Below are 22,154 nucleotides of genomic sequence, written 5' to 3'. Positions count from 1 at the left end.
ACGCACGCCGGGGCGCGGAATCCGGCGGTGAGAGGGTGGGGACCTGACTCGTGAAGGCGTTCAGGCTGGAGGATCTGGAGGCGCAGCGTTCGGCCAACGACGGCGCCTATCTGCAGTTCGTGCGGGAGCGCAACATGTCGGCCGGGCTCTATGCGCTCGACGCGGGCAGCACCGACCCGCAGAAGCCGCACGCGCAGGACGAGATCTACCTCGTCATGAGCGGCCGCGGCTGGATCACCGTCGGCGAGGAGACGACCAGCGTCGCCCGGGGCAGCGTGGTGTACGTGCCGGCCCGTACGCCGCACAGGTTCCACCACATCTCCGAGGACCTGCGGGTCATGGTGGTCTTCTCTCCCCCCGAGGGCTGAGACGGAGGGGCCCGGGGCCCCGGATCCCCTAGGGGACAGATCAGGGTTCAACGGGGGCTGGACACCCTCCCGGCGGGCTCCCCGGTTGCCTAGCCTTGAGGTCATAGGGCAGCGACGGCGGACAGCACGCCCGACCGCCGGACGGCTACCGGCAACATCAACTGGGAAGAGGGGCAACGCACATGGACAGCAAGGGTTTTCTCGCCGGACTGCCCTGGTGGGTGAAGTGGATCGCGATACCCGTGATCGCGCTGGTGGTCTTCGGCGGCCTGATCGGCAGCCTCGTCGGCTTCCTCGTGGGGCTGCTGGTGAAGGTGCTGTTGTTCGTCGCCCTCGTCGGCGGACTCGTCTTCGTGGTGAAGAAGTTCACTTCTTCTTCCTCCTCCTCCCGCCACGGCGACTGGTGACCGGCGCGGGCCCGGCGGCGGCCTCCGCTCCGGGCTCGCCGCCAGGCACCCCGCCGGGATCTCCGCCGGGCTCCCCGCCTGCCGCAGCGGGGGACCGCCGGTCCGCCGAGACCACCAGGGCCGCCAGCAGCGTCGTCACCGGCACCGAGGCCACGAGCCCGATGGAGCCGACGAGGGTACGCACGATCTCCTCGGCCACCACCTCGCTGGTGGCGACCATGGAGACGCTGCTGCGCGCGATGGTGAAGAGCAGCATCAGCGGGAGCGCCGCGCCCGCGTAGGCCAGCACCAGGGTGTTCACCACGGAGGCGATGTGGTCCCGCCCGATCCGCATCGCCGCGCCGTAGACCTTCCGCCAACTCGCCCCGGGATCGGCCTCCTTGAGCTCCCAGACCGCGGCGGTCTGGGTGACGGTCACATCGTCCAGCACGCCCAGCGACCCGATCAGCACCCCGGCCAGCAGCAGCCCGCGCACCTCGATGCCGGGGTAGAGGCTGTGCACCAGTCCCGTCTGATCGTCGGTGTTGCCGGTGAGCTGCGTCCAGTCGATGAAGAGGGAGCCCAGCAGCCCGATCAGCAGCAGTGAGGTCAGGGTGCCGAGCACCGCGACGGAGGTGCGGGCCGACAGGCCGTGGCACAGATAGAGCGTCGCCAGCATGATGGCGCTGCCCCCGATGACCGCCACCAGCAACGGATTGGAGCCCTGGAGGATCGCGGGCAGGATGAAGAGAGTCAGCACCGCGAAGCTCAGCACCAGGCCGGCCAGCGCGAGCACCCCGCGCATCCGGCCGACCACCACCACGGCGAGCGCGAAGATCCCCGCGAGCAGCAGCAGCGGCACGTCGCGGTCCACATCCACCACGCTGTATTGGAGTTGGCGGGGCGCCTTCTCCGCGTAGGCGGCCACCACCTTCTGCCCCTCCGTGTAGGTGCGGGTGGCGTCGGGCGTGACGACCTCGGTGAAGGTGTGCCCCGTGTCCTTCCCGCCGGTCACCTTCACATGGGCCTTCTGGCAGGAGGCGTCGCCCTTCCCTGACCCCGGCTGCTGTCCCGGCTGCCCCGACGGGCCGCCCGCGCCCGGCTGGCTCGGCGGCTGCTGGGCGTTCACGTCGGAGCAGTCGACCTTCTCCAGCTCGGTGACCTGCGCGGGGAAGGTGGGCCGGTCGAAGCCCACGCCGGTGTGCTGCTGATGCCCCGCCGGGGTGCCACCGGGCCACAGCGCCACCAGCCCCGCGAGCACCGCCACGGCGAAGGGGATGAGCACCGCGGCGATGACCTTCCGCAGATGGCGGGAGACGGGGGTCGGGGGGCCGTGGGAGTGGGAGTGGGTGTGGCCGTGTGAGCCGCCCGGGGCGGGGGCGGGGGTGTCGTGTGCGCTGCCGTGCGCGTGGCCTTGCGGGGCGCCGTGTGCGTGGGGGTGGCTCTGCGCGTGGCCGCCGTGCGCGTGACTGCCCTGTGCGTGGGCGGCGGGCTGTTGCGCGGGGGCTCCGTGGGGGTGGCCGCCGTGGCTGCCCTGCGCGTGGGCTCCGCTGGGTGCGGGGCCCTGCGGGTGGCCGTGGCCCGGGGGTTGCGGGGGGCCGGGGGCTCCTCCGTACGCGGGGCCGTGGCCCTGGCCTGGTGCTCCGGCCTGCGCGGGGTGTCCTGGCCCCTGGCCTCCGGGCGGTTGGGTGTGGCCTCCGTGGGGTGGGGTCCTTCCGCCGCGGGGCGCTCCCGGGGCGGGGCCGGGCTCCCGGCCGTGGGCGGGGGGCTCTGGTGTCGGGGTCACCGCCAGATCATCGCAAGAACGCCGGGGCCCCCTGTTCATCGCACCCCGTGTGCCGCTAGCGTTGCAGACGTCTTTGCACATCGCGGGAGCTCCGAGCACGGGGCTGAGAGGGCGCTGACCTCCGCAGAAGGGCCAAGAAGGCCGCGGAGAAGGCTGCGTCGACCGCAGAACCTGTTACCGGGTAATGCCGGCGTAGGGAGTGGGTCACATGACCACGCAGGATGCACGCACGCCCCAGCATGCCTCCGATGAGGGCACAAACGGCGAGAACACCCGCCAAATCGGCTGGCACAAGGGCTATGTGAGCGGTTCGCGCCCGGACATCCGGGTGCCGGTCCGCCAGGTGCACCTCACCAACGGGAAGGACGTGACGCTCTATGACACGTCCGGTCCGTACACCGACCCCAACATCGAAACCGACGTCCGCCGCGGGCTCACCCCGCTGCGGCAGAACTGGATCATCGAACGAGGCGACACCGAGGAGTACGCGGGCCGTGAGCTGCGCCCCGAGGACGACGGGCTCAAGCACACCAGCCCCCGCGGCGGCCTGAAGAACCTGGACGCGGTGTTCCCCGGACGCCCGCGGCAGCCGCGCCGCGGCCGCATCGGCGACGACGGGCAGCGGCTGTCCGTCTCCCAACTCGCGTACGCCAAGCGCGGGCTGGTCACACCGGAGATGGAGTACGTGGCGGTGCGCGAGCGGTGCTCGCCTGAGTTCGTGCGCGACGAGATCGCCGCGGGCCGCGCCGTCCTGCCGGCGAACGTGAACCACCCGGAGATCGAGCCGATGATCATCGGCAAGAACTTCCTGGTGAAGGTCAACGCCAACATCGGCAACTCGGCCGTCACCTCCTCCATCGAGGAGGAGGTGGAGAAGATGACCTGGGCGACCCGCTGGGGCACCGACACGGTCATGGACCTCTCCACGGGACGCAACATCCACACCACCCGCGAATGGGTGCTGCGCAACTCCCCCGTCCCCATCGGCACCGTTCCCCTCTACCAGGCGCTGGAGAAGGTGGACGGGCAGGCGGAGAAGCTGAGTTGGGAGGTGTACAAGGACACCGTCATCGAGCAGTGCGAGCAGGGCGTGGACTACATGACCGTGCACGCCGGCGTGCTGCTGCGCTATGTGCCGCTCACCGCGCGCCGCAAGACGGGCATCGTCTCCCGCGGCGGTTCGATCATGGCGGCCTGGTGCCTCGCGCACCACCAGGAGAGCTTCCTCTACACGCACTTCTCCGAGCTGTGCGAGATCCTGCGGACGTACGACGTCACCTTCTCGCTCGGTGACGGGCTGCGCCCCGGTTCGATCGCGGACGCGAACGACGAGGCGCAGATGGCGGAGCTCGACACCCTCGGCGAGCTCAACAGGATCGCCAAGGCCCACGACGTGCAGACCATGATCGAGGGCCCGGGCCACGTACCCATGCACAAGATCAAGGAGAACGTGGACCGCCAGCAGGAGGTCTGCGAGGAGGCGCCCTTCTACACGCTGGGCCCGCTCACCACCGACATCGCCCCGGCGTACGACCACATCACCTCGGGGATCGGCGCCGCGATGATCGGCTGGTGGGGCACCGCGATGCTCTGCTACGTCACGCCGAAGGAGCACCTGGGTCTTCCCGACCGCGACGATGTGAAGACCGGCGTCATCACGTACAAGATCGCGGCGCACGCGGCCGACCTGGCCAAGGGGCACCCGGGGGCGCAGGACTGGGACGACGCGCTGTCCGACGCGCGGTTCGAGTTCCGCTGGGAGGACCAGTTCAACCTGGCACTCGACCCGGACACGGCGCGCGCGTACCACGACGAGACGCTGCCCGCCGAGCCCGCCAAGACGGCGCACTTCTGCTCCATGTGCGGGCCCAAGTTCTGCTCGATGAAGATCAGTCACAGCATCACCGAGCAGTTCGGCTCCGACCAGGACGGCACCCTGAGCGAGGACGAGATCAGGGAGGGCATGCTCGCCAAGTCGAAGGAGTTCGCGGCGGCGGGCAACAAGGTCTATCTGCCGATGGCCGACTGACCTCGCACTGACCCCGGCCACACCGGAGGCCCGTCGTCACGACCCCCCGTCGCGGCGCCGGGCCTCCGTCGTCCCCGTGTGAACACGGGCCTTCGAAGCTCCCCCCTCGGGCCCCGAACCACCCTCGGCCCCTCACCTCACGCTCCGCATGAAGAACCGCGCAGACAAGGCTAGTTGACCCTGCGTCAGTGTCCAATCACTGTATCGACGTGTACCTATCGGGATATTTATCGTTGCAGCCCGGTCGGTGACAGGCCGCCGGAGGCAGCACGCCACGCGTCGGAGGCAGCATGGACCTGGCCTTGCTCCGCACGTTCCTCGCCGTGCACCGGGCCGGCTCCTTCACCCGCGCCGCCGCGCTGCTGGGCCTCTCCCAGCCCGCCGTCACCGGCCAGATCCGGGCGCTGGAGGACCAGTTGGGCCGCCCGCTCTTCCTGCGCAGGCCGCGCGGCGTCACCCCCACCACGGTCGGCCAGGAGCTCGCGCACAAGGTCGCGCCGCACCTGGACGCCCTGGTGGAGATCGTCGAGACCTCACCGGACGAGGAGGACTCGGCCGCCCGTACGGTGCATCTGACCGGGCCGCCCGAGTTCCTCTCCCAGCGCGCCCTGCCCGCGCTGGCGCCGCTGGTCGAGCACGGCATGCAGTTCCGCGTCGCCTTCGGCGCCGCCGAGGAGAGCCTCGCCGGTCTGCTCGCCGGGCACTACGACATCGCCCTGAGCACCCACCGCCCGCGCGGCGACCTGCTCACCACCACCCCGCTCTGCGACGAGGAGCACGTACTGCTCGCGGCCCCCCGCTGGCTCGAACGCCTCGGCGGCCCCGTGCCCCTGCGTACGGAGAGGGGCGAGGGCGAAGGCGATGCCGCCCCACCGTCCGGCGGGGCCCGCCGCCATGTCGCGGGGCTGCTCCAGCGCATCCCCGTGGTCTCCGTGCACGAGACGATGCCGCTGGCCACGCGCTACTGGAACGCCGTCTTCGACAGCTCCCCCACCCACGCGGGCGCGGTCATCGCGCCCGACCTGCGCGCCGTGCTGGAGTGCATCACCGCGGGGGCGGGCATGGGAGTGGTACCGCGCTATCTCGCCGCCGGAGCGCTGCACGAGGGGCGCGCGGTGCCTCTGTACGAGCCGTCCGTACCGCCCCTGCGCACCTACTTCCTCTCCGTGCGCACCGGCACCCTCTCCCATCCGCACATCGCCCGCGCCCACGAGTGGCTGCTGCGCGCCGCGGCGGAGTGGTGAGCCCGGACACCGGTCGGGGGAGGTCCGGGGCGGGTGTGAGGGGCGCGCGGGGAAGGCCGTGCGGTACGGGGGAGCCCCCAGGCAGGGGAGGTAGGGCGGGCGGTGCGCGAGTCGCTTCGCCCCGCAGGGGTTTGACCCGCACCTCCACGGGCGAAACCTCCTCCATGACCCCAGTAAGTCCCCAGGTCACGGTGGTCAAGCGCACCGCTCGCGGCATCCTCCTGGACGGAGCGCCGATCGGCCCGCACGCACCGCATCCGCCCGAGATGCTGCTCATCAAGCGCACCAAGCCCGGACACGACCCCTACTGGATCACCCCGGGCGGCGGCTTCGAGCCGGGCGTGGACGAGACCGTCGTGGACGCGCTGCACCGCGAGATGGACGAGGAGCTGGGCGCCAAGGTCACCGACGTGGTCCCCGCGTTCGTCGACACCGTGCACAACTCCCGCTTCCCCAACGACCCGCGGCACGGCGCGAAGGTGCAGCACTTCTTCGTGTGCCGGCTCGCCTCCATGGACCCCTCGCGCAGACACGGGCCCGAGGTGGAGGAGCCCGAGGGCGAGTACGAGATCGTGCGGATCCCCTTCACGCGCGAAGGGATCGACTCGGTCGACCTCGTACCGCCCACCCTGCGGGACTACCTGCGGGCCAACATCGAGGGTGTCCTCACCCTGCTCGCCCCCGACCTCACCTAAGGGCCCTGGGGGACCTGAGTCCCCCAGGGGCCCTCGGCAGCCAGGCCCGTCAGCCGAACCAGCCCTGGAACGCGGTCTGTTCGCCCGCCGAACCCCGCCGCTGCGCCTCGGCGAGCGCCTGCTCGGCCCGCTGCCGCCAGGCGGCGGGATCGTCCGGCAGGGCCCCGCGCTGCGCGAGCGCGGGCACCGGAGCGGGTACGGGGGCAGGCTCGGGTACGGGAGCGGGCTCCGGTACGGGAGTCGGCTCGGGCTCCGGCGCGGCGTGCGGCGCGGCCTCCGGCTCGCGCTCCGGAACGGGCGCCCCTGACGGCGGCCCCGACCACTGCCCCGGCAGTCCCCCTACGGGTGCGGGCTCTGCAGGAACGGGCTCGGCAGGAACGGGCTCCTGCTCCTCCTGCGCCCGCTGCTCCTTGCGCGCCCTGGCGGCACCGAAGAAGTCGCCGCCCTTGCGCTTGTAGTCGTCCGTCCCCCAGTCACGCGCCGTGCGCTTCGGCGCCTTCTGGAGGTGCGGTATGTGCTTGGCGCAGTGGATGTACGCCTCCTCCACGGTCACCCGCACCCAGAGCTGCGCCCGCCGCCCCGGCACCGGGTCGTGCGGCAGGTCGTCGTGCTCGGCCCGCAGTTCGGCGTCCTCCACCAGTTCGGCACTGCCGTTGATGTGCAGTCCGATGCGCGCGCCCGTGAAGTCCACGAGCAGCATTCCCAGATGAGGGTTCTCCTGGATGTTGCCGAGGCTGGCGTGCACCCCGTTGCCCCGGTACTCGGGATACACCAGGGTCCGCTCGTCCAGCACGCGGATAAACCCCGCGGGCCCGGCACGGAAGCTGCTGTCGCACTCCCCCTTGCCGTCCGACGTCGCGAGGAAGAACATCTCCTGCCGCGCGACGAACTCCCGCATCCGCGCGTTGAGATGGTTCAGCACCTGTTCGTCGTAGAAGCGGTCGGCACGCCCCTCCGTTCCCAAAGTCCGCTGGAGTTCGTGCTCCCCCGCACTGCCGGGCCGCCACCCCTCGGGCGGCATTCCGTCCACATCAGCCACGCCGCTCTCTCCTGCTTCCTAGGTCCCGGTCGGTAGGTGTCGGTGGGTGTCGTACGCGATGCCCGCGCTCGGCGTGCGGGCCCGATGCCCGCCCTTACGGGACGCCGGCGCCCGCCCCCGTACGGGTCGCCCCCTCCCCGTACGGGTCGGGTCGTCCTCGGTCTCAGGCGCCGGGCCCGGCGAGTTCCTCCAGCGCGTCGTGCCGGATTCTGTCCTCCGGAATCCCCGACCCCACCAGTGCGTTCCTGCCGCTGCGGAGCAGCCCCGGCGGGCCCGAGAGGTACCCGTCGAAGGACTCCCAGGGGCCCAGCATCCGTACCGCGTCCGGGAGTTCGCCCTCCAGCACGCGTACCCCGGAGGGGCCTGGCCCGTAGGAGACCACGGGGTGCAGTTTCAGCCAGCCGTGCCGCTGCTCCAAGTCCAGCATGGTCCGCAGGTCGTAGAGGTCGTGGTCGTGCCGCGCCCCGTAGAGCACCTCGACGGGCCGTCCCCCGCCGTGCTCGGCGACGTCCTCGATCAGTGCCTTGATCGGCGCGATGCCGGTGCCGCCGCCCACGCACAGCAGCCCGTTGCCGCCCGCGCCGTGGTCGACGGTCATCGAGCCCGCCGGCGGCCCGAGCCGCAGCACGTCGCCGGGCCGCGCGCGGTGCACCAGCGCGGTGGAGACCCAGCCGGCCGGAACGGCCTTGACGTGGAAGGTGAGCAGCCCGTCGGAGCGCGGTGCCCCGGCGAAGGAGTAGTGCCGCCACACCCGCGGCCACCAGGGCGTCTCGATGCCCGCGTACTGCCCGGCGAGGAACGGATAGGGGGCGTCGGGCCGCACGGTGAGCACCGCGATGTCGGGGGTGCGCTGCTGGTGCGCGACCACCTCGGCGTTCCACCAGGCAGGGGCCCTGCGCGCGTCGGCGGCCGCCGCGTCGATCATCACCTGGGAGATCAGCGTGTACGCGCGTACCCAGGCGGCCTCGGTCTCCGGGCTCCAGGTGCGCTTGGCGTACTGCGCCAGCGCGGCGAGCAGGCACTCGCCGACGGCCGGATAGTGCTCGGGCAGCGTGCCGTACTTGCGGTGCCCGCGGCCCAGCGCCGACAGGTACTCGGTGAGCCGGTCCATGTCGTCGGCCAGGCTCACGGCGGTGAGCAGCGCGCGGAACAGCCGGTCGCGCTGCTCGCCCATGGAGGCCGGGAACAGCTCGCGGAGCTGCGGGTACTGGACGAAGAGCAGCGCGTAGAAGTACGCGGTGGCCGCGTCGGCCTGCGGCTCGATCTCCTCCATGGTGCGGCGGATGAGGACGGCGTCGGGCGACGCGGGGGCGCTGCCTCCGGGGGACCCTGACGGGGTTTGCCCTGACGGGGTGGTCCCTGACAGGGGCTCGGGGTGTTCGTACGCCGCTTCCTGACCCCCTTCCCCTACGGGGAGGGTGGGCCGTGCCGCGCCCGGTATCCCCTCAGGGGGCACACGCTGCGCGGGAACGCTCTCGTCCCCGGCTTCCTCTCCTGATCCGCCCCCTGCCCCCGGGGTGAACCAGCCCCAGTCGCCGTCGCTTCCGCTGCTGCCGCTGCCCGCGGATCCCCCGTTGCCGGACGACATGGTGGTCATGGTCTGCCTCGCCTCAAACTCTCACGGAAGCTCAGCGCACGAACACTCTGCGCAGTTCCGCTATCGGAACGTGTCGGTTATTCAGACCCCCTGATGGCATCGGCCGCGGAATCCCATACCGCACGCTGCGATGCGCGCTCGACCATACCGTTATGGCACCACTGCACAAGCCCCGTCCGTGGTTCCGTGGAATTCAGTGATTCTGGCCACTGAAGGTTCAGCGAGCGGGAAATTACCGCCCGTTACAGACAAGTCCGCTGGCACCCGAATTCCCCTGCGCACAATTCCCGGCGCCCGCTATCCAGGAATGCCGCGGAGACACCGCTCCCGAGCGACCAGGGCGAGTGGCCACTCGACCACTGGCCACTGGCCACTGCACTGACCACTGGCCCATCCTCGCCAGGACCCCGCCCCGAGGGGAGAACAGCCCTCCCACCTGGGTACTTGCACATGCATCCAACAAGCCCGACAATAGTTGCACACGCGCAATACGTGCAGAGGCGGGATATTTCAGCACTGCTCTACCCTGGTCACCGACGGCATCGAGGAGGAGGCCATGACCCGACCGGACCCCGCACTCGCCCAGGGCTGGTGCGCGCTCTCGGCCCTGCACGGACGCATCGAGGCCCACATCGAACGCGCCCTCCAGGCCCAACACGGCATCAGCGTGCGCGAGTTCTCCGTGCTCGACGTGCTCAGCGAACAACACGACGACACCGGCGGCCACTTCCGCATGAACCAGCTCGCCGACGCCGTCGTCCTCAGCCAGAGCGCCACCACCCGCCTGGTCAACCGCCTGGAGGAGCGCGGACTGCTCACGCGCTACCTGTGCCCCGACGACCGCCGCGGCATCTACACCGACGTCACCGCCGCCGGGCGCACCCTGCTGGACACCGCGCGCCCGACGCACGACAAGGCGCTCCGCGAGGCGCTCGACGCCGCCGAACAGCGCGCGGAACTCGCCCCGTTGGTCGCCGCCGTACGCGCCATCGAACCGGCCGCATGACAGTCGCCCCGGGCCCGCCACACCCGGCGGTCCGGGGCGTAGGCTGCCGATCATGAGCACAGCGTCCTCCTCCCAGCCCGCACGGCAGTCCGCACCGCAGCCTGCGCCGGACGCGGCGGAAGCGCCGCTCACGGTGCGCCCCGCGGCCCCCGGCGACCTGCCCGCCATCGTCGGCATGCTGGCCGACGACCACCTCGGCGCCGGCCGCGAGGCGCCGGACAGCCCCGAGGCGTACCGGCCCGCGTACGACCGCATCGCCGCCGACCCCAACCAGCACCTCGTCGTCGCCGAGCGCGAGGGCGCGGTGATCGGCACGCTCCAGCTCACCGTGATCCCCGGCCTCTCGCGCCGCGGCGCGTCCCGCGGCCTCATCGAGGCGGTGCGCATCCACGCCGACGCGCGCGGTACGGGGCTGGGCACCCAGCTCATCGAGTGGGCCGTCACCGAGTCGCGCCGCCTGGGCTGCACCGTCCTCCAGCTGACCTCCGACGCCACCCGCGTCGACGCCCACCGCTTCTACGAGCGCCTGGGCTTCGAGGCCAGCCACCTGGGCTTCAAGATGCTGCTCTGACACACCCGTTCCGGACATCGGCTCCGGCACCTCGGACCTGACACATCGGCCGCTTCTGTCACGGGGGCGCGCGGCGGTTCGCCGCACTTCACCTGTTCGTGCCTTCGCCCGCGCCGGAATCGTTCTCCTGTTTGACGGCTGCCCCAACTCGCGGGCGCCGGCGGACATTTGAGGGAGAACACCCATGAACGAGACCGTGCTCCTGGAGTCCCGCAGCCTCCGCTCCACCATGGCCGAGCGCCACGACGTGCTCGACAAGGTCAAGGCGCTGACGCTGCTGCCGGACGGTGTGCATGTCACGACGCGGATGGTCGCGACGTATTTCGAGGTCGACATCGAGGCGATCAAGTCGCTCGTCAAGGACCACCGCTCCGAGGTCGAATCCAACGGCTACCGGCTCCTGAGTGCCGACGAACTAAGGGCTTTCAAGGAACTTAGTTCCCTCGACAAGCACGCAGGCCGCCACGTGGCCGTCTTCACCCGCCGCACCGTCCTCAACGTCGCGCTGCTGCTCCGCGACAGCGTCGTCGCACGTCAGGTGCGGTCCCACCTCCTCGACACCGAGGCTCGCAGCCGTACGGAAGAGGGCCCCGCCGCTCCCCACAGCCCTGTGGATAACTCCGCCGACGCCCCCGCGGCGCCGTCCACAGGCACCGTCGCGCACGACCTCCTCGCCTGGCTCTCGCAGGAGATCCAGCGCACCGTCGCCGACCACCTCGACCGCACGGCGGCGGCCACGGAGCTCGACGCGGCGCGGGTACGCGAGATCGCCGAGGCCACCGTCCGCGAGGTCCTCGGCACCGCCGTGCTGCCGCTGCTGAACGAGGCCGTGCGCCGCGACACCGAGCTCCACCTCCGCGTCACCGACCACCACGAGGAGATCACCCGGCTCAACCGCGTGCTGTGGGAGCGCGAGGCCGCGGGCTCGCTCGCGTCCCTCGACGCCATGGACGGGCGGCAGTTCGCCGAGCACATCGCCTGGCTCTGCCGCCGCGACGGCTGTACGGGCGTCACCGTCTCCGGCGGTGCCGTGCTCGGCTTCACCGCCGACGGCCGCCGCCTCGTCGTCCACTGCAAACACCGGGCACCCGCCGCGACCATCACCAGCAGCGACGTACAGACCTTCCACGACGCGGCCCGCATGGAGCAGCGCACCGACGCGGCGCTGCTCGTGTCCACGGCGCCGTTCAACCGCGACGCGCTGCTGCTCGCCTCGCACCACGACATCACCGCCGTGCACCGCGGCCTCCTGGAATCCTGGAACAACGGCGCCCGCCTCCAGGCCCTCGCCTGAACCCCCGAGGCCCCCACCCTCCGACCCGCCAACTTCCGTACGCACAAGGGCTGTTCGCCACCGGAGGAGGCTTTCCGCCAGCGGTGAAGTCCCGTACCCGCCGGGCCCTTACGCCGCTAACGTCCAGCCCCATGACGCCTGTCACCACGCGCACCGTCACGTACCCGGCCGACGGCCTGACGATGGTCAGCCACCTCGCGCTGCCCGCCGGTTCCGACCGCCGCCCGGCGGTCCTGATCGGGCCCGAGGGGCCCGGCCTGAACGACTTCCAGCGCCGCCGCGCCGACGCGCTCGCCGAGCTGGGGTACGTGGCCCTGGCCTTCGACATCAACGGCGGGCGGTGGTTCACCGACCCCCAGGAGATGCTGGCGTACGTGAACCCGCTGCTCGCCGACCCCGACCGGCAGCGGGACATCGGCCACGCGGCACTCGACGTGCTGCGCGCCGAACCGCGTACCGACCCCGCCCGCATCGCCGCCATCGGCTACGGCACCGGCGGCGCGATCGCCCTGGAACTCGGGCGCGACGGCGCCGACCTGCGCGCGATCGCCACGGTCAACGGGCTCATCACGGGCCGCCCGGGCGAGGCCGCGCACATCCGCTGCCCCGTGTGGGCCGGAGTCGGCTCCGAGGACCCGATCATGGACGAGAGCCACCGCGCGGCCTTCACGGCCGAGATGCAGGAAGCAGGCGTCGACTGGCGCCTGGTCGTGTACGGCGGCGCCCAACACGCCTTCCACCACCCCCAGGTGGGCGGCGAGACCCTCCCCGGAGTGGCCCACCATCCACAACACGCCCACCGCGCCTGGCACGACATCCTGGCCCTGCTCGAGGAGTGCGTACCGATGACGGCTGCCACCGACTGAGGGGTCGAGCCCGCCTTCCGCGCCTCCTGTCACGTTTCCCGTACGCAGGCCGTCGTCACGGTGGAGGCCCCAGGAGCGGAGGGAGAGCATGCCGGTGGACGTCTATCAGGCCGTGACGACCCGACGGGCGGTACGCGATTTCACGGACGAGCCGGTCCCGCGACCGACGCTCGAACGCGTTCTGACCACCGCCGCCAGGGCGCCGTCTGGCGCGAACATCCAGCCGTGGAGCATCTACGTGCTGTCCGACGCGCCCCTGGCGGGGCTCAAGAAGCGCGTCGCCGAGCGCGCGGAGGCCGAAGACCCCGGTGACGAACGGGAGTACCGGATGTATCCGCCGGACCTGGCCTCCCCGTACCGCGAACGGCGTTCCGCCACCGCTGCGCAGCGGTTCGACGCACTCGGGATCCGCCGCGAGGACGCCGGGAAACGCGCGGAGGCCGTCGCCGCGAACTGGCAGTGCTTCGGCGCCCCCGCCCTGCTGCTCGCCTACATCGACCGCGGCCTGGGCTCAGCGCAGTGGGTCGACCTCGGAATGTATCTGCAGACCGTGATGTTGCTGCTCCGGTACGAGGGCCTGCACAGTTGCCCGCAGATGGCCTGGTCGGTGTACCACCGGACCGTCGCCGACGTCGTGTCGCCGCCGGAGGGGCTGATCCTGTTCGGCGGCCTGTCGATGGGCTTCGAGGACCCCTCGGCAAGACCCGCTCGCACAACCCGCGCGCCCCTCGCCGAGACCGTGACCTTCCTCGGCGGCACCGACTCCTGACCGAGCGGGCCGTGCAACCCCGCGGATCCCCCACCGAGCGCGCGCCGCGCAAGCGGAATACCGGGCTCGTACGGGGGAGTTCGCCCCGTGCGGGGAGTTCGTCTCCGTGTGGGGCACTAGTGGAAGAGCAGGTGAGTGATGCAGTCCGTCATCCGGGAGGGCGCCGGCGGGCCTGAGGTCCTGCGGCTCGTCGAGCGGGCGGTGCCGGAGCCCGGGCCTGGCGAGGTGCGGGTCCGGGTGCATGTGTCGGGCGTCAACCCCACCGACTGGCGCAGCCGCAGGCGCGCGCTGCCGCCCGGCATGGGCGAGCAGGTTCCCCACCAGGACGGCGCCGGCGTGATCGACGCCGTCGGTCCCGGGGTCGACCCGGCGCGGGCCGGAGAGCGCGTGTGGGTCTGGGAGGCCGCGTGGCAGCGGCCCTGGGGTACGGCGCAGCAGTACACGCTCGTCCCCCACCGCCAGGCCGTCGCGCTGCCCGGCCACGCCCCGTACGACCTCGGCGCGGCGCTGGGCATCCCGGCGCTGACCGCCCATCGCGCGCTGACCGTGCACGAGGGCGGTACGGGGCGCATCGGGCCCGGCGCTCTGCGGGACGCGACGGTGCTGGTGGCGGGCGGTGCGGGCGCGGTCGGCAATGCGGCCGTCCAGCTCGCCCGGTGGGCCGGGGCGCGCGTGGTCACCACGGTCAGCGGCCCCGCCAAGGCCACGCTGGCGCACGCGGCCGGAGCGCACCGGGTGGTCGACTACCGCGCGCAGGACGCGGAGGCGGAGATCCGGGCCTTCGCCCCCGAGGGCGTCGACATCGTCGTGGAGGTCGCGCCGGGAGCCAACGCGGCCCTCGACGCCGCGGTGACCGCGCCGGGCGCCGTGGTGGCCTACTACGCGGGCGGCGAGGACGAGCACCTCTCCGTACCGGTGCTCGCCTCGCTGCCGGCGAACCTCCGCTGGCAGAGCGTCTTCGTCTACACCGTGCGGCCCGCGGCGAAGCGGCAGGCGGTCACCGATGTCGCGGCGGCCGTGGAAGCCGGCGCGCTGCGCGTGGGCGAGGACGCGGGACTGCCGCTGCACCGCTTCCCGCTGGAGCGCGCGGCGGACGCCCATGCCGCGCTCGAAGCGGGCGTCGTCGGAAAGATCCTGCTCGACATCCCGTGACCGGCCGCCGGACCCATGAGCCCACGACCGCGGACCCGTGACCGGGGACCGCCCTCGTGGGCCCACGGCCCAGACGTACGAAAGCAGCCCTACGTCTGTGCCATGTCCACGAACCGCGAATAGTGGCCCTGGAACGCCACCGTGATCGTCGCGGTCGGACCGTTGCGGTGCTTGGCCACGATCAGGTCGGCCTCGCCCGCGCGCGGGGACTCCTTCTCGTACGCGTCCTCGCGGTGCAGCAGGATGACCATGTCAGCGTCCTGCTCGATGGAGCCCGACTCACGCAGGTCGGAGACCATCGGCTTCTTGTCGGTGCGCTGCTCGGGACCGCGGTTGAGCTGGGAGAGCGCGATCACGGGGACCTCGAGCTCCTTGGCGAGGAGCTTGAGGTTACGGGACATCTCGGAGACCTCCTGCTGACGGCTCTCCGGCTTCCGCGAGCCACCCGTCTGCATCAGCTGCAGATAGTCGATCACGATCAGCTGGAGGTCGTTGCGCTGCTTGAGGCGCCGGCACTTGGCGCGGATCTCCATCATCGACAGGTTGGGCGAGTCGTCGATGTAGAGCGGGGCGTCGGTGACGCCCGGCATCTGGCGGGCCAGCCGCGTCCAGTCGTCGTCCGTCATCGAGCCCGACCGCATGTGGTGCAGCGCCACGCGTGCCTCGGCCGACAGCAGACGCATCGCGATCTCGTTGCGGCCCATCTCCAGCGAGAAGATGACGCTCGGCATCGCGTTCTTGATCGAGCACGCCCGCGCGAAGTCCAGCGCGAGGGTGGACTTACCCATCGCGGGCCGCGCCGCGATGACGATCATCTGGCCCGGGTGCAGGCCGTTGGTCAGCGCGTCCAGGTCGGTGAAGCCCGTGGGCACGCCGGTCATCTGGCCGCTGCGCGAACCGATCGCCTCGATCTCGTCGAGCGCGCCCTCCATGATGTCGCCGAGCGGCAGATAGTCCTCGGTGGTGCGCGCCTCGGTGACCGCGTAGATCTCGGCCTGCGCGGAGTTGACGATGTCGTCGACCTCGCCGTCCGCCGCGTATCCCATCTGCGTGATCCGCGTGCCGGCCTCGACGAGGCGCCGCAGCACGGCGCGCTCGTGGACGATCTCGGCGTAATACTCCGCGTTGGCGGCCGTCGGCACCATCTGGACCAGCGACTGCACATAGCCGGGGCCGCCCACCCTGCCGATCTCGCCGCGCTTGGTCAGCTCGGCGGTGATGGTGATGGGGTCGGCCGGCTCGCCCTTGGCATACAGGTCGAGGATCGCCTGATAGACGGTCTCGTGCGCCGGGCGGTAGAAGTCCTTGCCCTGGAGCACCTCGACCACGTCGGCGATGGCGTCCTTGGACAGCAGCATGCCGCCGAGCACGGACTGCTCGGCCTCCAGGTCCTGCGGAGGCACCCGCTCGAAGCCGCCGGGGCCGTCCATGCCGCGCTCGTGCTGCGGCTGGTCACCGCCGTAGCCGCTGCCGCCGTTGCGGCGCTGCCTGGACGGGAAACCGCCGCCCGAGCCGGATCCACCGGGGCCTCCGGGACCGCCGGGGCCCTGCCCCGGGCCGAAGTCCGGCGGCAGCCAGTGCTCCTCCTCGGCGAACTCCGGGGGTGGGCTCTCGATGTGTTCGGGCTGCTGAGTCACACCCGGCCACCTCCTCCCGTCCGGCATGGCGCTCGACCGGACCTCTCGCCGCTGTGCCCCTCTTTCCTACGGCACGGCACTGACAGTCGCGCCGTGGCCCCGCCCCGTCCGGCGCAGCGGCGCGCGGCTTTACGCGGCACCGAGAACGCGGTGAAGAAGAGAGGAACGGAGGGCAGGCGCTGGACCACGGTATGGCCGGGACGTGGGTACGCCAATCTTGTTATCCACAGGCAGGTGTGGAGTGCTGTGGAAAGAACACCGCTTCCTGTGGAGAACAGCGCTCCAACTGTGCACGGACCGGGGGACGGCGCTGTGGATTACCCCGTACCGCCTCCCGGGCCACGGCCCTGACCTGCGAAAACAACATCCACGCCCTGTGCGGGAAAATTTCTTCGGCGGTCTTCACTCACATGCACCGGCAGAGCGACCCGGGGGCCGCCCCCGCCACCGCCCCCGACTCGCACGTAATAGTCGCTATACCATTGCACTCATTACTTGTGGATGCTTGGATCGGAACCATGCCTGATACCTCCGCGACCGGACCCCGGACGGCCGGGAACGCGTCCGGGAACCCCGGAAACTCCGGGAAGCCGACCCGCGCCGCCATGCGCCGGCACGACCGCGAGATCGTCGCGCTCGCCCTCCCCGCCTTCGGCGCCCTCGTCGCGGAACCGCTCTTCGTCATGGCCGACAGCGCCATCGTCGGCCACCTCGGCACGCCCCAACTCGCGGGCCTGGGCGTCGCGGCGGCCCTGCTGCAGACCTGCGTGAACGTCTTCGTGTTCCTCGCGTACGCGACGACCGCGGCCGTCGCGCGCCGCGTCGGCGCCGACGACCTGCCCTCCGCGATCCGCCAGGGCATGGACGGCATCTGGCTCGCGCTGCTGCTCGGCGCCGCCGTGACGGCCGCCGCGATGCCGATGGCGCCCTGGCTCGTGAGCGTCTTCGGCGCCTCCGACACGGCTGCCCCGTACGCGGTGACCTATCTGCGCGTCAGCGCGCTCGGCATCCCCGCCATGCTCGTGGTGCTCGCCGCGACGGGCGTCCTGCGCGGCCTCCAGAACACCCGCACCCCGCTGTACGTGGCGGTCGGCGGCTTCACCGCGAACGGCCTGCTCAACGTCCTCCTGGTGTACGGGTTCGGGCTCGGCATCGCGGGTTCTGCGTGGGGCACGGTGATCGCGCAGTGCGGGATGGCCGCGGTGTACCTGACCGTGGTCGTGCGCGGCGCCCGCAGGCACGGCGCCTCGCTGCGCCCGGACGCCGCGGGCATCAGGGCCAGCGCGCAGGCGGGCGTCCCGCTGCTGGTCCGTACGCTCTCGCTGCGCGCGGTCCTGATGATCGCCACGGCGGTCGCGGCGCGGCTCGGCGACGCGGACATCGCGGCGCATCAGATCACCCTCACCCTCTGGTCGCTGCTGGCCTTCGCGCTGGACGCGATCGCGATCGCGGGGCAGGCGATCATCGGCAGGTACCTCGGCGCCGGCGACGAGGCGGGTGCGCGGGCCGCATGCCGCCGCATGGTGCAGTGGGGCATCGTCTCGGGGCTGGTCCTGGGGGCAGCGGTGGCCCTGGTGCGGCCGCTGTTCATGCCGCTGTTCACCACGGACCCGACGGTGATCGACCAGCTCACTCCCGTACTCCTGGTGGTCGCGGTGACGCAGCCCATCGCGGGCGTCGTCTTCGTGCTGGACGGGGTCCTGATGGGCGCGGGCGACGGCCCGTATTTGGCCTGGGCGATGCTGGCCACGCTCGCCGTGTTCGCCCCCGTGGCCCTGCTGGTCCCGGTGCTGGGAGGCCGGCTCACGGCCCTGTGGTGGACGGTCGCCGGCCTGATGATGACCGTCCGCATGATCACCCTGTGGCTGCGCGCCCGCTCGGGCCGCTGGGTGGTCACGGGCGCGGTACGCGCCTGACCCTCCGCCACGCTCCCGTACGCCTCGTACGTACGCGACGACCCCGTACGTACGAGGCGAGCGCACACGCGCACATCCGCAGGCGCAAACCCGCACACGCAAAAGGGCCGCGCCCTCCCCGAAGGGAAAGGCGCGGCCCTCACGCGTCGAGCGCGGTCACGCGGACCGGCTCAGGCCGTGCTCGGCATTCAGCCGGCGACGACCTCGACGTCGACCTTCGCGGAGACCTCGGGGTGCAGCTTCGCGCTGACCTGGTGGGCGCCGAGCGTCTTGATGGGCGAGCCCACCTCGATGCGGCGCTTGTCCACCTCCGGGCCGCCGGCGGCCTTGACGGCACCGGCGATGTCCGCGGGGGTGACCGAGCCGAACAGGCGGCCCTGGTCGCCGGCGCGCACGGTCAGGCGCACCTTCAAGCCCTCGAGCTGGGCCTTGATCTCGTTGGCCTGCTCGATCGTGGCGATCTCGCGGATCTTGCGGGCGCGGCGGATCTGCTCGACGTCCTTCTCGCCACCCTTGGTCCAGCGGATGGCGAAGCCGCGCGGGACCAGGTAGTTGCGGGCGTAACCGTCGCGGACCTCCACGACGTCGCCCGCCGCGCCGAGGCCGGAGACCTCGTTGGTCAGGATGATCTTCATCAGTCGGTCACCCTTTCCTTAGCGAGCGGTCGAGGTGTAGGGCAGCAGCGCCATCTCACGGCTGTTCTTGACGGCCGTGGCGACGTCACGCTGGTGCTGGGTGCAGTTGCCGGTGACCCGGCGGGCACGGATCTTGCCGCGGTCGGAAATGAACTTCCGCAGCAGGTTCGTGTCCTTGTAGTCGACGTAGGAGATCTTCTCCTTGCAGAACACGCAAACCTTCTTCTTAGGCTTGCGAGCAGGCGGCTTCGCCATGTCTCTCTCCAATGAGTTTCAAGAAGTGTGCAGCTATCGAGCCGCATCCGTCCGTCAGGCCGCGAGGGCCTGTCAGAAGGGGGGCTCGTCCGAGTAGCCGCCGCCGGAGCCGCCGCCCCAGCCGCCACCGCCGCCCTGGCCGCCTCCGGCCGGAGCGCCAGTGGCCCACGGGTCGCCCGCGGGGGCGCCGCCCTGCTGGCCGCCGGGGCCGCCGCCCCAGCCGCCCTGCTGGCCGCCGCCACCGCCGCCGAAGCCGCCGCCCTGGCCGCCGCGTCCGCCGCCGCCGGTCTTGGTGACCTTCGCGGTGGCGTAGCGCAGCGCGGGACCGATCTCGTCCACGTCGAGCTCCACCACGGTCCGCTTCTCGCCCTGCTGGGTCTCGAAGGAACGCTGCTTGAGCCGGCCCTGGGCGATGACGCGCATGCCCTTGGTCAGCGACTCGGCGACGTTCTCCGCGGCCTGCCTCCAGATCGAGGAGCGCATGAACAGCGGGTCGCCGTCCTTCCACTCGTTCGTCTGGCGGTCGAAGATCCGCGGGGTCGACGCGATCGTGAAGTTCGCGACGGCCGCACCGGACGGTGTGAAGCGCAGCTCGGGGTCGTCGGTCAGGTTGCCGACGACGGTGATGACGGTCTCGCCTGCCATGGGGAACCTCTCGGCGGGGTGCTGCTTGGCTGCTGTGGCGTACTGCTACTCGGGTCCCTGCCGCTCACTGAGGCAGCGGGCTCGTGAGAGCCGCCTGCTCAGTGGGTGGAGGGACGGAGGACCTTGGTCCGGAGAACCGACTCGTTCAGGTTCATCTGGCGGTCGAGCTCCTTGACGATCTCCGGCGTGGCCTGGAGATCGATGACCGAGTAGATGCCCTCGGGCTTCTTGTTGATCTCGTACGAGAGCCGGCGACGGCCCCAGGTGTCGACCTTCTCGACCTTGCCCTCGGCCTCACGGACGACGGAAAGGAACCCCTCGATCAGGGGGGAGACAGCGCGCTCCTCGACGTCGGGGTCGAGGATCACCATCACCTCGTAGTGACGCATGTGTGAACCCACCTCCTCTGGACTCGGCGGCCACGGTCGTTCCGTGGCAGGAGGGTCGTGATGCGTTCCGCGTCGCGGGCCCCTCCCGAGTGGAGACGGCGCAGGACGCAGACGGTACAGAGTACCCGTGACGCGGCTTCCGGTTGAAATCCGTCCGCTGAGGCCCGCAATCTGGGCACATCGGGTCCGACCGGCGCATACACTTCGCGCCCTCTGTCAGGAGGTGCCGCCATGGCACAGGCAGTACGGCACAGCCCCCTCTCCCTGCTCAACAGCGACGGCAAGGCTCATCCCCTGGAGAACTCGCTCGCCGCGGCGACCATCGTGCTGGGCCTGGTGGCCTTCGTCACGGGGTTCGTCCCCGACCTCAACATCATGGCCTCGTGGATCGGCCTCGTCGGGATCGTGACGGGCGCCTGGGGCCAGTTCATCTCGGCGACGACGGCGGAGCGCTTCGTGCTGATCATCGGGCTCGGAGCCGCGGCGGTGGGCTTCTACCTGGGCATGGCGCACGGCGGCCTGTTCGGCTGAGCCGCCCGCGGTCCGCACCGCGCTCCCGTCGGAGCCCCGCTTCCGGGCCAGCCCGGGGGCGGGGCTCCGGGCGAAGTAGGCTTCCCGGCGAGCTTCCCCCTTCCTTGTACCGGGGGATCGGCCCGAAAAGTTCGCCGGAGGAGCGTCCCGCAATGAGCCTGACCCTGAGGACCATCAGCCGAGAGCAGCATCTGGCGTACGTCCAGAGCCTGCCATCGGCCAGCCACTGTCAGGTCCCGGCCTGGGGAGACGTGAAGAACGAGTGGCTGTCGGAGAGCCTCGGCTGGTTCGACGACAGCGGCGAACTCGTGGGCGCGGGCCTCGTGTTGTACCGCCAGCTCCCCAAGGTGAAGCGCTACCTGGCGTACCTCCCCGAGGGCCCGGTCATCAACTGGTACTCCCCGAACCTGGAGGAGTGGCTCAAGCCGATGCTGGCGCACCTCAAGGAGAAGGGCGCCTTCTCGGTGAAGATGGGCCCGCCCGTGATCATCCGGCGCTGGGACGCCTCGGCGATCAAGAAGGGCATCCAGGACGAGGACGTGAAGCGGCTGCGTGACGTGGAGGCCACGCACATCGAGCCGCGCGCGTTCGAGGTCGCCGACAAGCTGCGCCGGATGGGCTGGCAGCAGGGCGAGGACGGCGGCGCCGGCTTCGGCGACGTGCAGCCGCGGTACGTGTTCCAGGTGCCGCTCGCCGAGCGCTCGCTCGACGAGGTCCACAAGGGCTTCAACCAGCTCTGGCGCCGCAACATCAAGAAGGCCGACAAGGCCGGGGTCCAGGTCGTGCAGGGCGACATGGACAACCCGCACGACCTCGACGAGTGGCAGCGGCTGTACGAGATCACCGCGGAGCGCGACAAGTTCCGCCCGCGCCCCAAGGCGTACTTCGCGCGCATGTGGAAGGCCCTGCGCGCCGAGGACCCGAACAGGATGCGGCTGTACTTCGCCGAGCACGAGGGCGAGCGCATCTCCGCGGCCACGATGCTGGTCGTCGGGGAGCACGTCTGGTACTCGTACGGAGCCTCGGCGAACCACAAGCGCGAGGTGCGGCCGTCGAACGCGATGCAGTGGAGGATGCTCCAGGACGCGTACGCGCTCGGTGCCGGCATCTACGACCTGCGCGGCATCAGCGACTCCCTGGACGAGAGCGACCACCTCTTCGGGCTGATCCAGTTCAAGGTCGGCACCGGCGGCCAGGCGGCCGAGTACCTGGGGGAGTGGGACTTCCCGCTCAACAAGCTGCTGCACAAGGCGCTGGACATGTACATGAACCGCCGCTGAGCGCACCCGGCTGAGCACTCCCGAGCACGACCCGACAGACCACGAGCAGACCGCGAGCAGACCG

At 71.2% G+C, this 22,154-nt stretch carries 22 protein-coding genes; 14 read left to right on the top strand and 8 right to left on the bottom strand.

Annotation, left to right across the window (positions count from 1 at the left end; translation table 11 throughout):
• Positions 1–50 precede the first annotated feature (50 nt).
• Positions 51–368, top strand: coding sequence for a cupin domain-containing protein (locus tag ABEE00_RS18630; protein WP_345746653.1), 318 nt, complete (start codon positions 51–53; stop codon positions 366–368).
• Between the two features lie 182 nt (positions 369–550).
• The gene (locus tag ABEE00_RS18625) at positions 551–775 is read left to right on the top strand and encodes a DUF5326 family protein (RefSeq protein ID WP_345746652.1); all 225 of its coding nucleotides are present in this window, start codon (positions 551–553) and stop codon (positions 773–775) included.
• On the opposite strand, the gene ABEE00_RS18620 is transcribed toward ABEE00_RS18625, so the two are convergent.
• Positions 735–2,579 carry a YibE/F family protein gene (locus ABEE00_RS18620; RefSeq protein WP_451918615.1) on the bottom strand — a complete coding sequence of 615 codons (1,845 nt, stop codon included), beginning with the start codon at positions 2,577–2,579 and terminating at the stop codon, positions 735–737. The genes ABEE00_RS18625 and ABEE00_RS18620 overlap by 41 nt on opposite strands.
• Positions 2,580–2,748: 169 nt before the next feature.
• On the opposite strand from ABEE00_RS18620, the gene thiC reads away from it, so the two are divergent.
• The 3 genes from thiC (at position 2,749) to ABEE00_RS18605 (ending at position 6,508) form a co-directional block, all read left to right on the top strand.
• Positions 2,749–4,569, top strand: coding sequence for a phosphomethylpyrimidine synthase ThiC (gene thiC / locus ABEE00_RS18615; RefSeq protein WP_345746651.1), 1,821 nt, complete (start codon positions 2,749–2,751; stop codon positions 4,567–4,569).
• Between the two features lie 290 nt (positions 4,570–4,859).
• Entirely contained in the window at positions 4,860–5,813 is a 954-nt protein-coding gene (locus ABEE00_RS18610) for a LysR family transcriptional regulator (RefSeq protein ID WP_345746650.1), read from the top strand.
• 164 nt (positions 5,814–5,977) lie between these two features.
• Positions 5,978–6,508 (top strand): NUDIX hydrolase, encoded by a 531-nt coding sequence (locus ABEE00_RS18605; RefSeq protein WP_345746649.1) that lies wholly within the window; start codon positions 5,978–5,980, stop codon positions 6,506–6,508.
• A 49-nt stretch (positions 6,509–6,557) separates the two neighbouring features.
• Here the strand turns inward: ABEE00_RS18605 and ABEE00_RS18600 are convergent, their stop codons facing one another.
• Entirely contained in the window at positions 6,558–7,529 is a 972-nt protein-coding gene (locus ABEE00_RS18600; protein ID WP_345746768.1) for a pyridoxamine 5'-phosphate oxidase family protein, read from the bottom strand.
• Positions 7,530–7,710: 181 nt separating this feature from the next.
• Complete coding sequence (locus ABEE00_RS18595; RefSeq protein WP_345746648.1) at positions 7,711–9,144, bottom strand: globin domain-containing protein; 1,434 nt, start codon at positions 9,142–9,144, stop codon at positions 7,711–7,713.
• Between the two features lie 556 nt (positions 9,145–9,700).
• On the opposite strand from ABEE00_RS18595, the gene ABEE00_RS18590 reads away from it, so the two are divergent.
• The 6 genes from ABEE00_RS18590 to ABEE00_RS18565 all read left to right on the top strand — a co-directional run bounded on the left by ABEE00_RS18590 (position 9,701) and on the right by ABEE00_RS18565 (position 14,802).
• Positions 9,701–10,150 (top strand): MarR family winged helix-turn-helix transcriptional regulator, encoded by a 450-nt coding sequence (locus ABEE00_RS18590; protein ID WP_345746647.1) that lies wholly within the window; start codon positions 9,701–9,703, stop codon positions 10,148–10,150.
• 175 nt (positions 10,151–10,325) lie between these two features.
• Positions 10,326–10,721 carry a GNAT family N-acetyltransferase gene (locus ABEE00_RS18585; protein ID WP_345746767.1) on the top strand — a complete coding sequence of 132 codons (396 nt, stop codon included), beginning with the start codon at positions 10,326–10,328 and terminating at the stop codon, positions 10,719–10,721.
• Positions 10,722–10,905: 184 nt separating this feature from the next.
• Positions 10,906–12,015 (top strand): restriction endonuclease, encoded by a 1,110-nt coding sequence (locus ABEE00_RS18580; RefSeq protein ID WP_345746646.1) that lies wholly within the window; start codon positions 10,906–10,908, stop codon positions 12,013–12,015.
• 131 nt (positions 12,016–12,146) lie between these two features.
• Positions 12,147–12,881 carry a dienelactone hydrolase family protein gene (locus tag ABEE00_RS18575; RefSeq protein WP_345746645.1) on the top strand — a complete coding sequence of 245 codons (735 nt, stop codon included), beginning with the start codon at positions 12,147–12,149 and terminating at the stop codon, positions 12,879–12,881.
• A 94-nt stretch (positions 12,882–12,975) separates the two neighbouring features.
• Positions 12,976–13,650, top strand: a complete 675-nt coding sequence (locus tag ABEE00_RS18570; protein WP_345746766.1) for a nitroreductase — start codon at positions 12,976–12,978, stop codon at positions 13,648–13,650.
• Between the two features lie 138 nt (positions 13,651–13,788).
• Positions 13,789–14,802, top strand: a complete 1,014-nt coding sequence (locus tag ABEE00_RS18565; RefSeq protein ID WP_345746644.1) for an NADPH:quinone reductase — start codon at positions 13,789–13,791, stop codon at positions 14,800–14,802.
• Positions 14,803–14,891: 89 nt separating this feature from the next.
• On the opposite strand, the gene dnaB is transcribed toward ABEE00_RS18565, so the two are convergent.
• On the bottom strand, positions 14,892–16,439 hold the full coding sequence (gene dnaB, locus ABEE00_RS18560) for a replicative DNA helicase (protein ID WP_345746643.1): 1,548 nt from the start codon (positions 16,437–16,439) through the stop codon (positions 14,892–14,894).
• A gap of 605 nt (positions 16,440–17,044) precedes the next feature.
• Here dnaB and ABEE00_RS18555 point away from each other — a divergent pair.
• Positions 17,045–18,355, top strand: a complete 1,311-nt coding sequence (locus ABEE00_RS18555) for an MATE family efflux transporter (protein ID WP_345746765.1) — start codon at positions 17,045–17,047, stop codon at positions 18,353–18,355.
• A 188-nt stretch (positions 18,356–18,543) separates the two neighbouring features.
• On the opposite strand, the gene rplI is transcribed toward ABEE00_RS18555, so the two are convergent.
• The 4 genes from rplI to rpsF all read right to left on the bottom strand — a co-directional run bounded on the left by rplI (position 18,544) and on the right by rpsF (position 20,279).
• On the bottom strand, positions 18,544–18,990 hold the full coding sequence (gene rplI, locus ABEE00_RS18550) for a 50S ribosomal protein L9 (protein ID WP_345746642.1): 447 nt from the start codon (positions 18,988–18,990) through the stop codon (positions 18,544–18,546).
• A gap of 18 nt (positions 18,991–19,008) precedes the next feature.
• Positions 19,009–19,245, bottom strand: coding sequence for a 30S ribosomal protein S18 (gene rpsR / locus ABEE00_RS18545; protein ID WP_003978893.1), 237 nt, complete (start codon positions 19,243–19,245; stop codon positions 19,009–19,011).
• Between the two features lie 72 nt (positions 19,246–19,317).
• A complete protein-coding gene (locus tag ABEE00_RS18540) occupies positions 19,318–19,890 on the bottom strand; it encodes a single-stranded DNA-binding protein (RefSeq protein WP_345746641.1) in 573 nt (190 codons plus the stop codon).
• A gap of 98 nt (positions 19,891–19,988) precedes the next feature.
• Positions 19,989–20,279 carry a 30S ribosomal protein S6 gene (rpsF, locus tag ABEE00_RS18535; RefSeq protein WP_345746640.1) on the bottom strand — a complete coding sequence of 97 codons (291 nt, stop codon included), beginning with the start codon at positions 20,277–20,279 and terminating at the stop codon, positions 19,989–19,991.
• A gap of 231 nt (positions 20,280–20,510) precedes the next feature.
• Here rpsF and ABEE00_RS18530 point away from each other — a divergent pair, with 231 nt between their 5' ends.
• Together ABEE00_RS18530 and ABEE00_RS18525 are read left to right on the top strand one after the other, a co-directional pair.
• The gene (locus ABEE00_RS18530; RefSeq protein WP_345746639.1) at positions 20,511–20,810 is read left to right on the top strand and encodes a hypothetical protein; all 300 of its coding nucleotides are present in this window, start codon (positions 20,511–20,513) and stop codon (positions 20,808–20,810) included.
• Positions 20,811–20,962: 152 nt separating this feature from the next.
• Positions 20,963–22,090, top strand: coding sequence for a lipid II:glycine glycyltransferase FemX (locus ABEE00_RS18525; RefSeq protein ID WP_345746638.1), 1,128 nt, complete (start codon positions 20,963–20,965; stop codon positions 22,088–22,090).
• The last annotated feature ends 64 nt before the right edge of the window (positions 22,091–22,154 follow it).

This window comes from Streptomyces odontomachicola, from assembly GCF_039605595.1.
GTDB lineage: Bacteria > Actinomycetota > Actinomycetes > Streptomycetales > Streptomycetaceae > Streptomyces.
The sequence above is the reverse complement of the archived record's forward strand: the minus strand, read 5'-3'. Positions and strand labels throughout refer to the sequence as shown.

What these genes read in the sequence shown, in the direction of transcription:
- ABEE00_RS18595 (WP_345746648.1), bottom strand. Translation starts at nt 9,144, where the DNA reads ATGACCACCATGTCGTCCGGCAACGGGGGATCCGCGGGCAGCGGCAGC.
- ABEE00_RS18585 (WP_345746767.1), top strand. Translation starts at nt 10,326, where the DNA reads ATGCTGGCCGACGACCACCTCGGCGCCGGCCGCGAGGCGCCGGACAGC.
- ABEE00_RS18525 (WP_345746638.1), top strand. Translation starts at nt 20,963, where the DNA reads ATGAGCCTGACCCTGAGGACCATCAGCCGAGAGCAGCATCTGGCGTAC.
- ABEE00_RS18600 (WP_345746768.1), bottom strand. Translation starts at nt 7,529, where the DNA reads ATGCCGCCCGAGGGGTGGCGGCCCGGCAGTGCGGGGGAGCACGAACTC.
- ABEE00_RS18565 (WP_345746644.1), top strand. Translation starts at nt 13,789, where the DNA reads ATGCAGTCCGTCATCCGGGAGGGCGCCGGCGGGCCTGAGGTCCTGCGG.
- rpsR (WP_003978893.1), bottom strand. Translation starts at nt 19,245, where the DNA reads ATGGCGAAGCCGCCTGCTCGCAAGCCTAAGAAGAAGGTTTGCGTGTTC.
- ABEE00_RS18540 (WP_345746641.1), bottom strand. Translation starts at nt 19,890, where the DNA reads ATGGCAGGCGAGACCGTCATCACCGTCGTCGGCAACCTGACCGACGAC.
- ABEE00_RS18625 (WP_345746652.1), top strand. Translation starts at nt 551, where the DNA reads ATGGACAGCAAGGGTTTTCTCGCCGGACTGCCCTGGTGGGTGAAGTGG.
- ABEE00_RS18620 (WP_451918615.1), bottom strand. Translation starts at nt 2,579, where the DNA reads ATGAACAGGGGGCCCCGGCGTTCTTGCGATGATCTGGCGGTGACCCCG.
- ABEE00_RS18605 (WP_345746649.1), top strand. Translation starts at nt 5,978, where the DNA reads ATGACCCCAGTAAGTCCCCAGGTCACGGTGGTCAAGCGCACCGCTCGC.
- thiC (WP_345746651.1), top strand. Translation starts at nt 2,749, where the DNA reads ATGACCACGCAGGATGCACGCACGCCCCAGCATGCCTCCGATGAGGGC.
- ABEE00_RS18575 (WP_345746645.1), top strand. Translation starts at nt 12,147, where the DNA reads ATGACGCCTGTCACCACGCGCACCGTCACGTACCCGGCCGACGGCCTG.
- ABEE00_RS18580 (WP_345746646.1), top strand. Translation starts at nt 10,906, where the DNA reads ATGAACGAGACCGTGCTCCTGGAGTCCCGCAGCCTCCGCTCCACCATG.
- rplI (WP_345746642.1), bottom strand. Translation starts at nt 18,990, where the DNA reads ATGAAGATCATCCTGACCAACGAGGTCTCCGGCCTCGGCGCGGCGGGC.
- ABEE00_RS18530 (WP_345746639.1), top strand. Translation starts at nt 20,511, where the DNA reads ATGGCACAGGCAGTACGGCACAGCCCCCTCTCCCTGCTCAACAGCGAC.
- ABEE00_RS18610 (WP_345746650.1), top strand. Translation starts at nt 4,860, where the DNA reads ATGGACCTGGCCTTGCTCCGCACGTTCCTCGCCGTGCACCGGGCCGGC.
- ABEE00_RS18590 (WP_345746647.1), top strand. Translation starts at nt 9,701, where the DNA reads ATGACCCGACCGGACCCCGCACTCGCCCAGGGCTGGTGCGCGCTCTCG.
- ABEE00_RS18555 (WP_345746765.1), top strand. Translation starts at nt 17,045, where the DNA reads ATGCGCCGGCACGACCGCGAGATCGTCGCGCTCGCCCTCCCCGCCTTC.
- rpsF (WP_345746640.1), bottom strand. Translation starts at nt 20,279, where the DNA reads ATGCGTCACTACGAGGTGATGGTGATCCTCGACCCCGACGTCGAGGAG.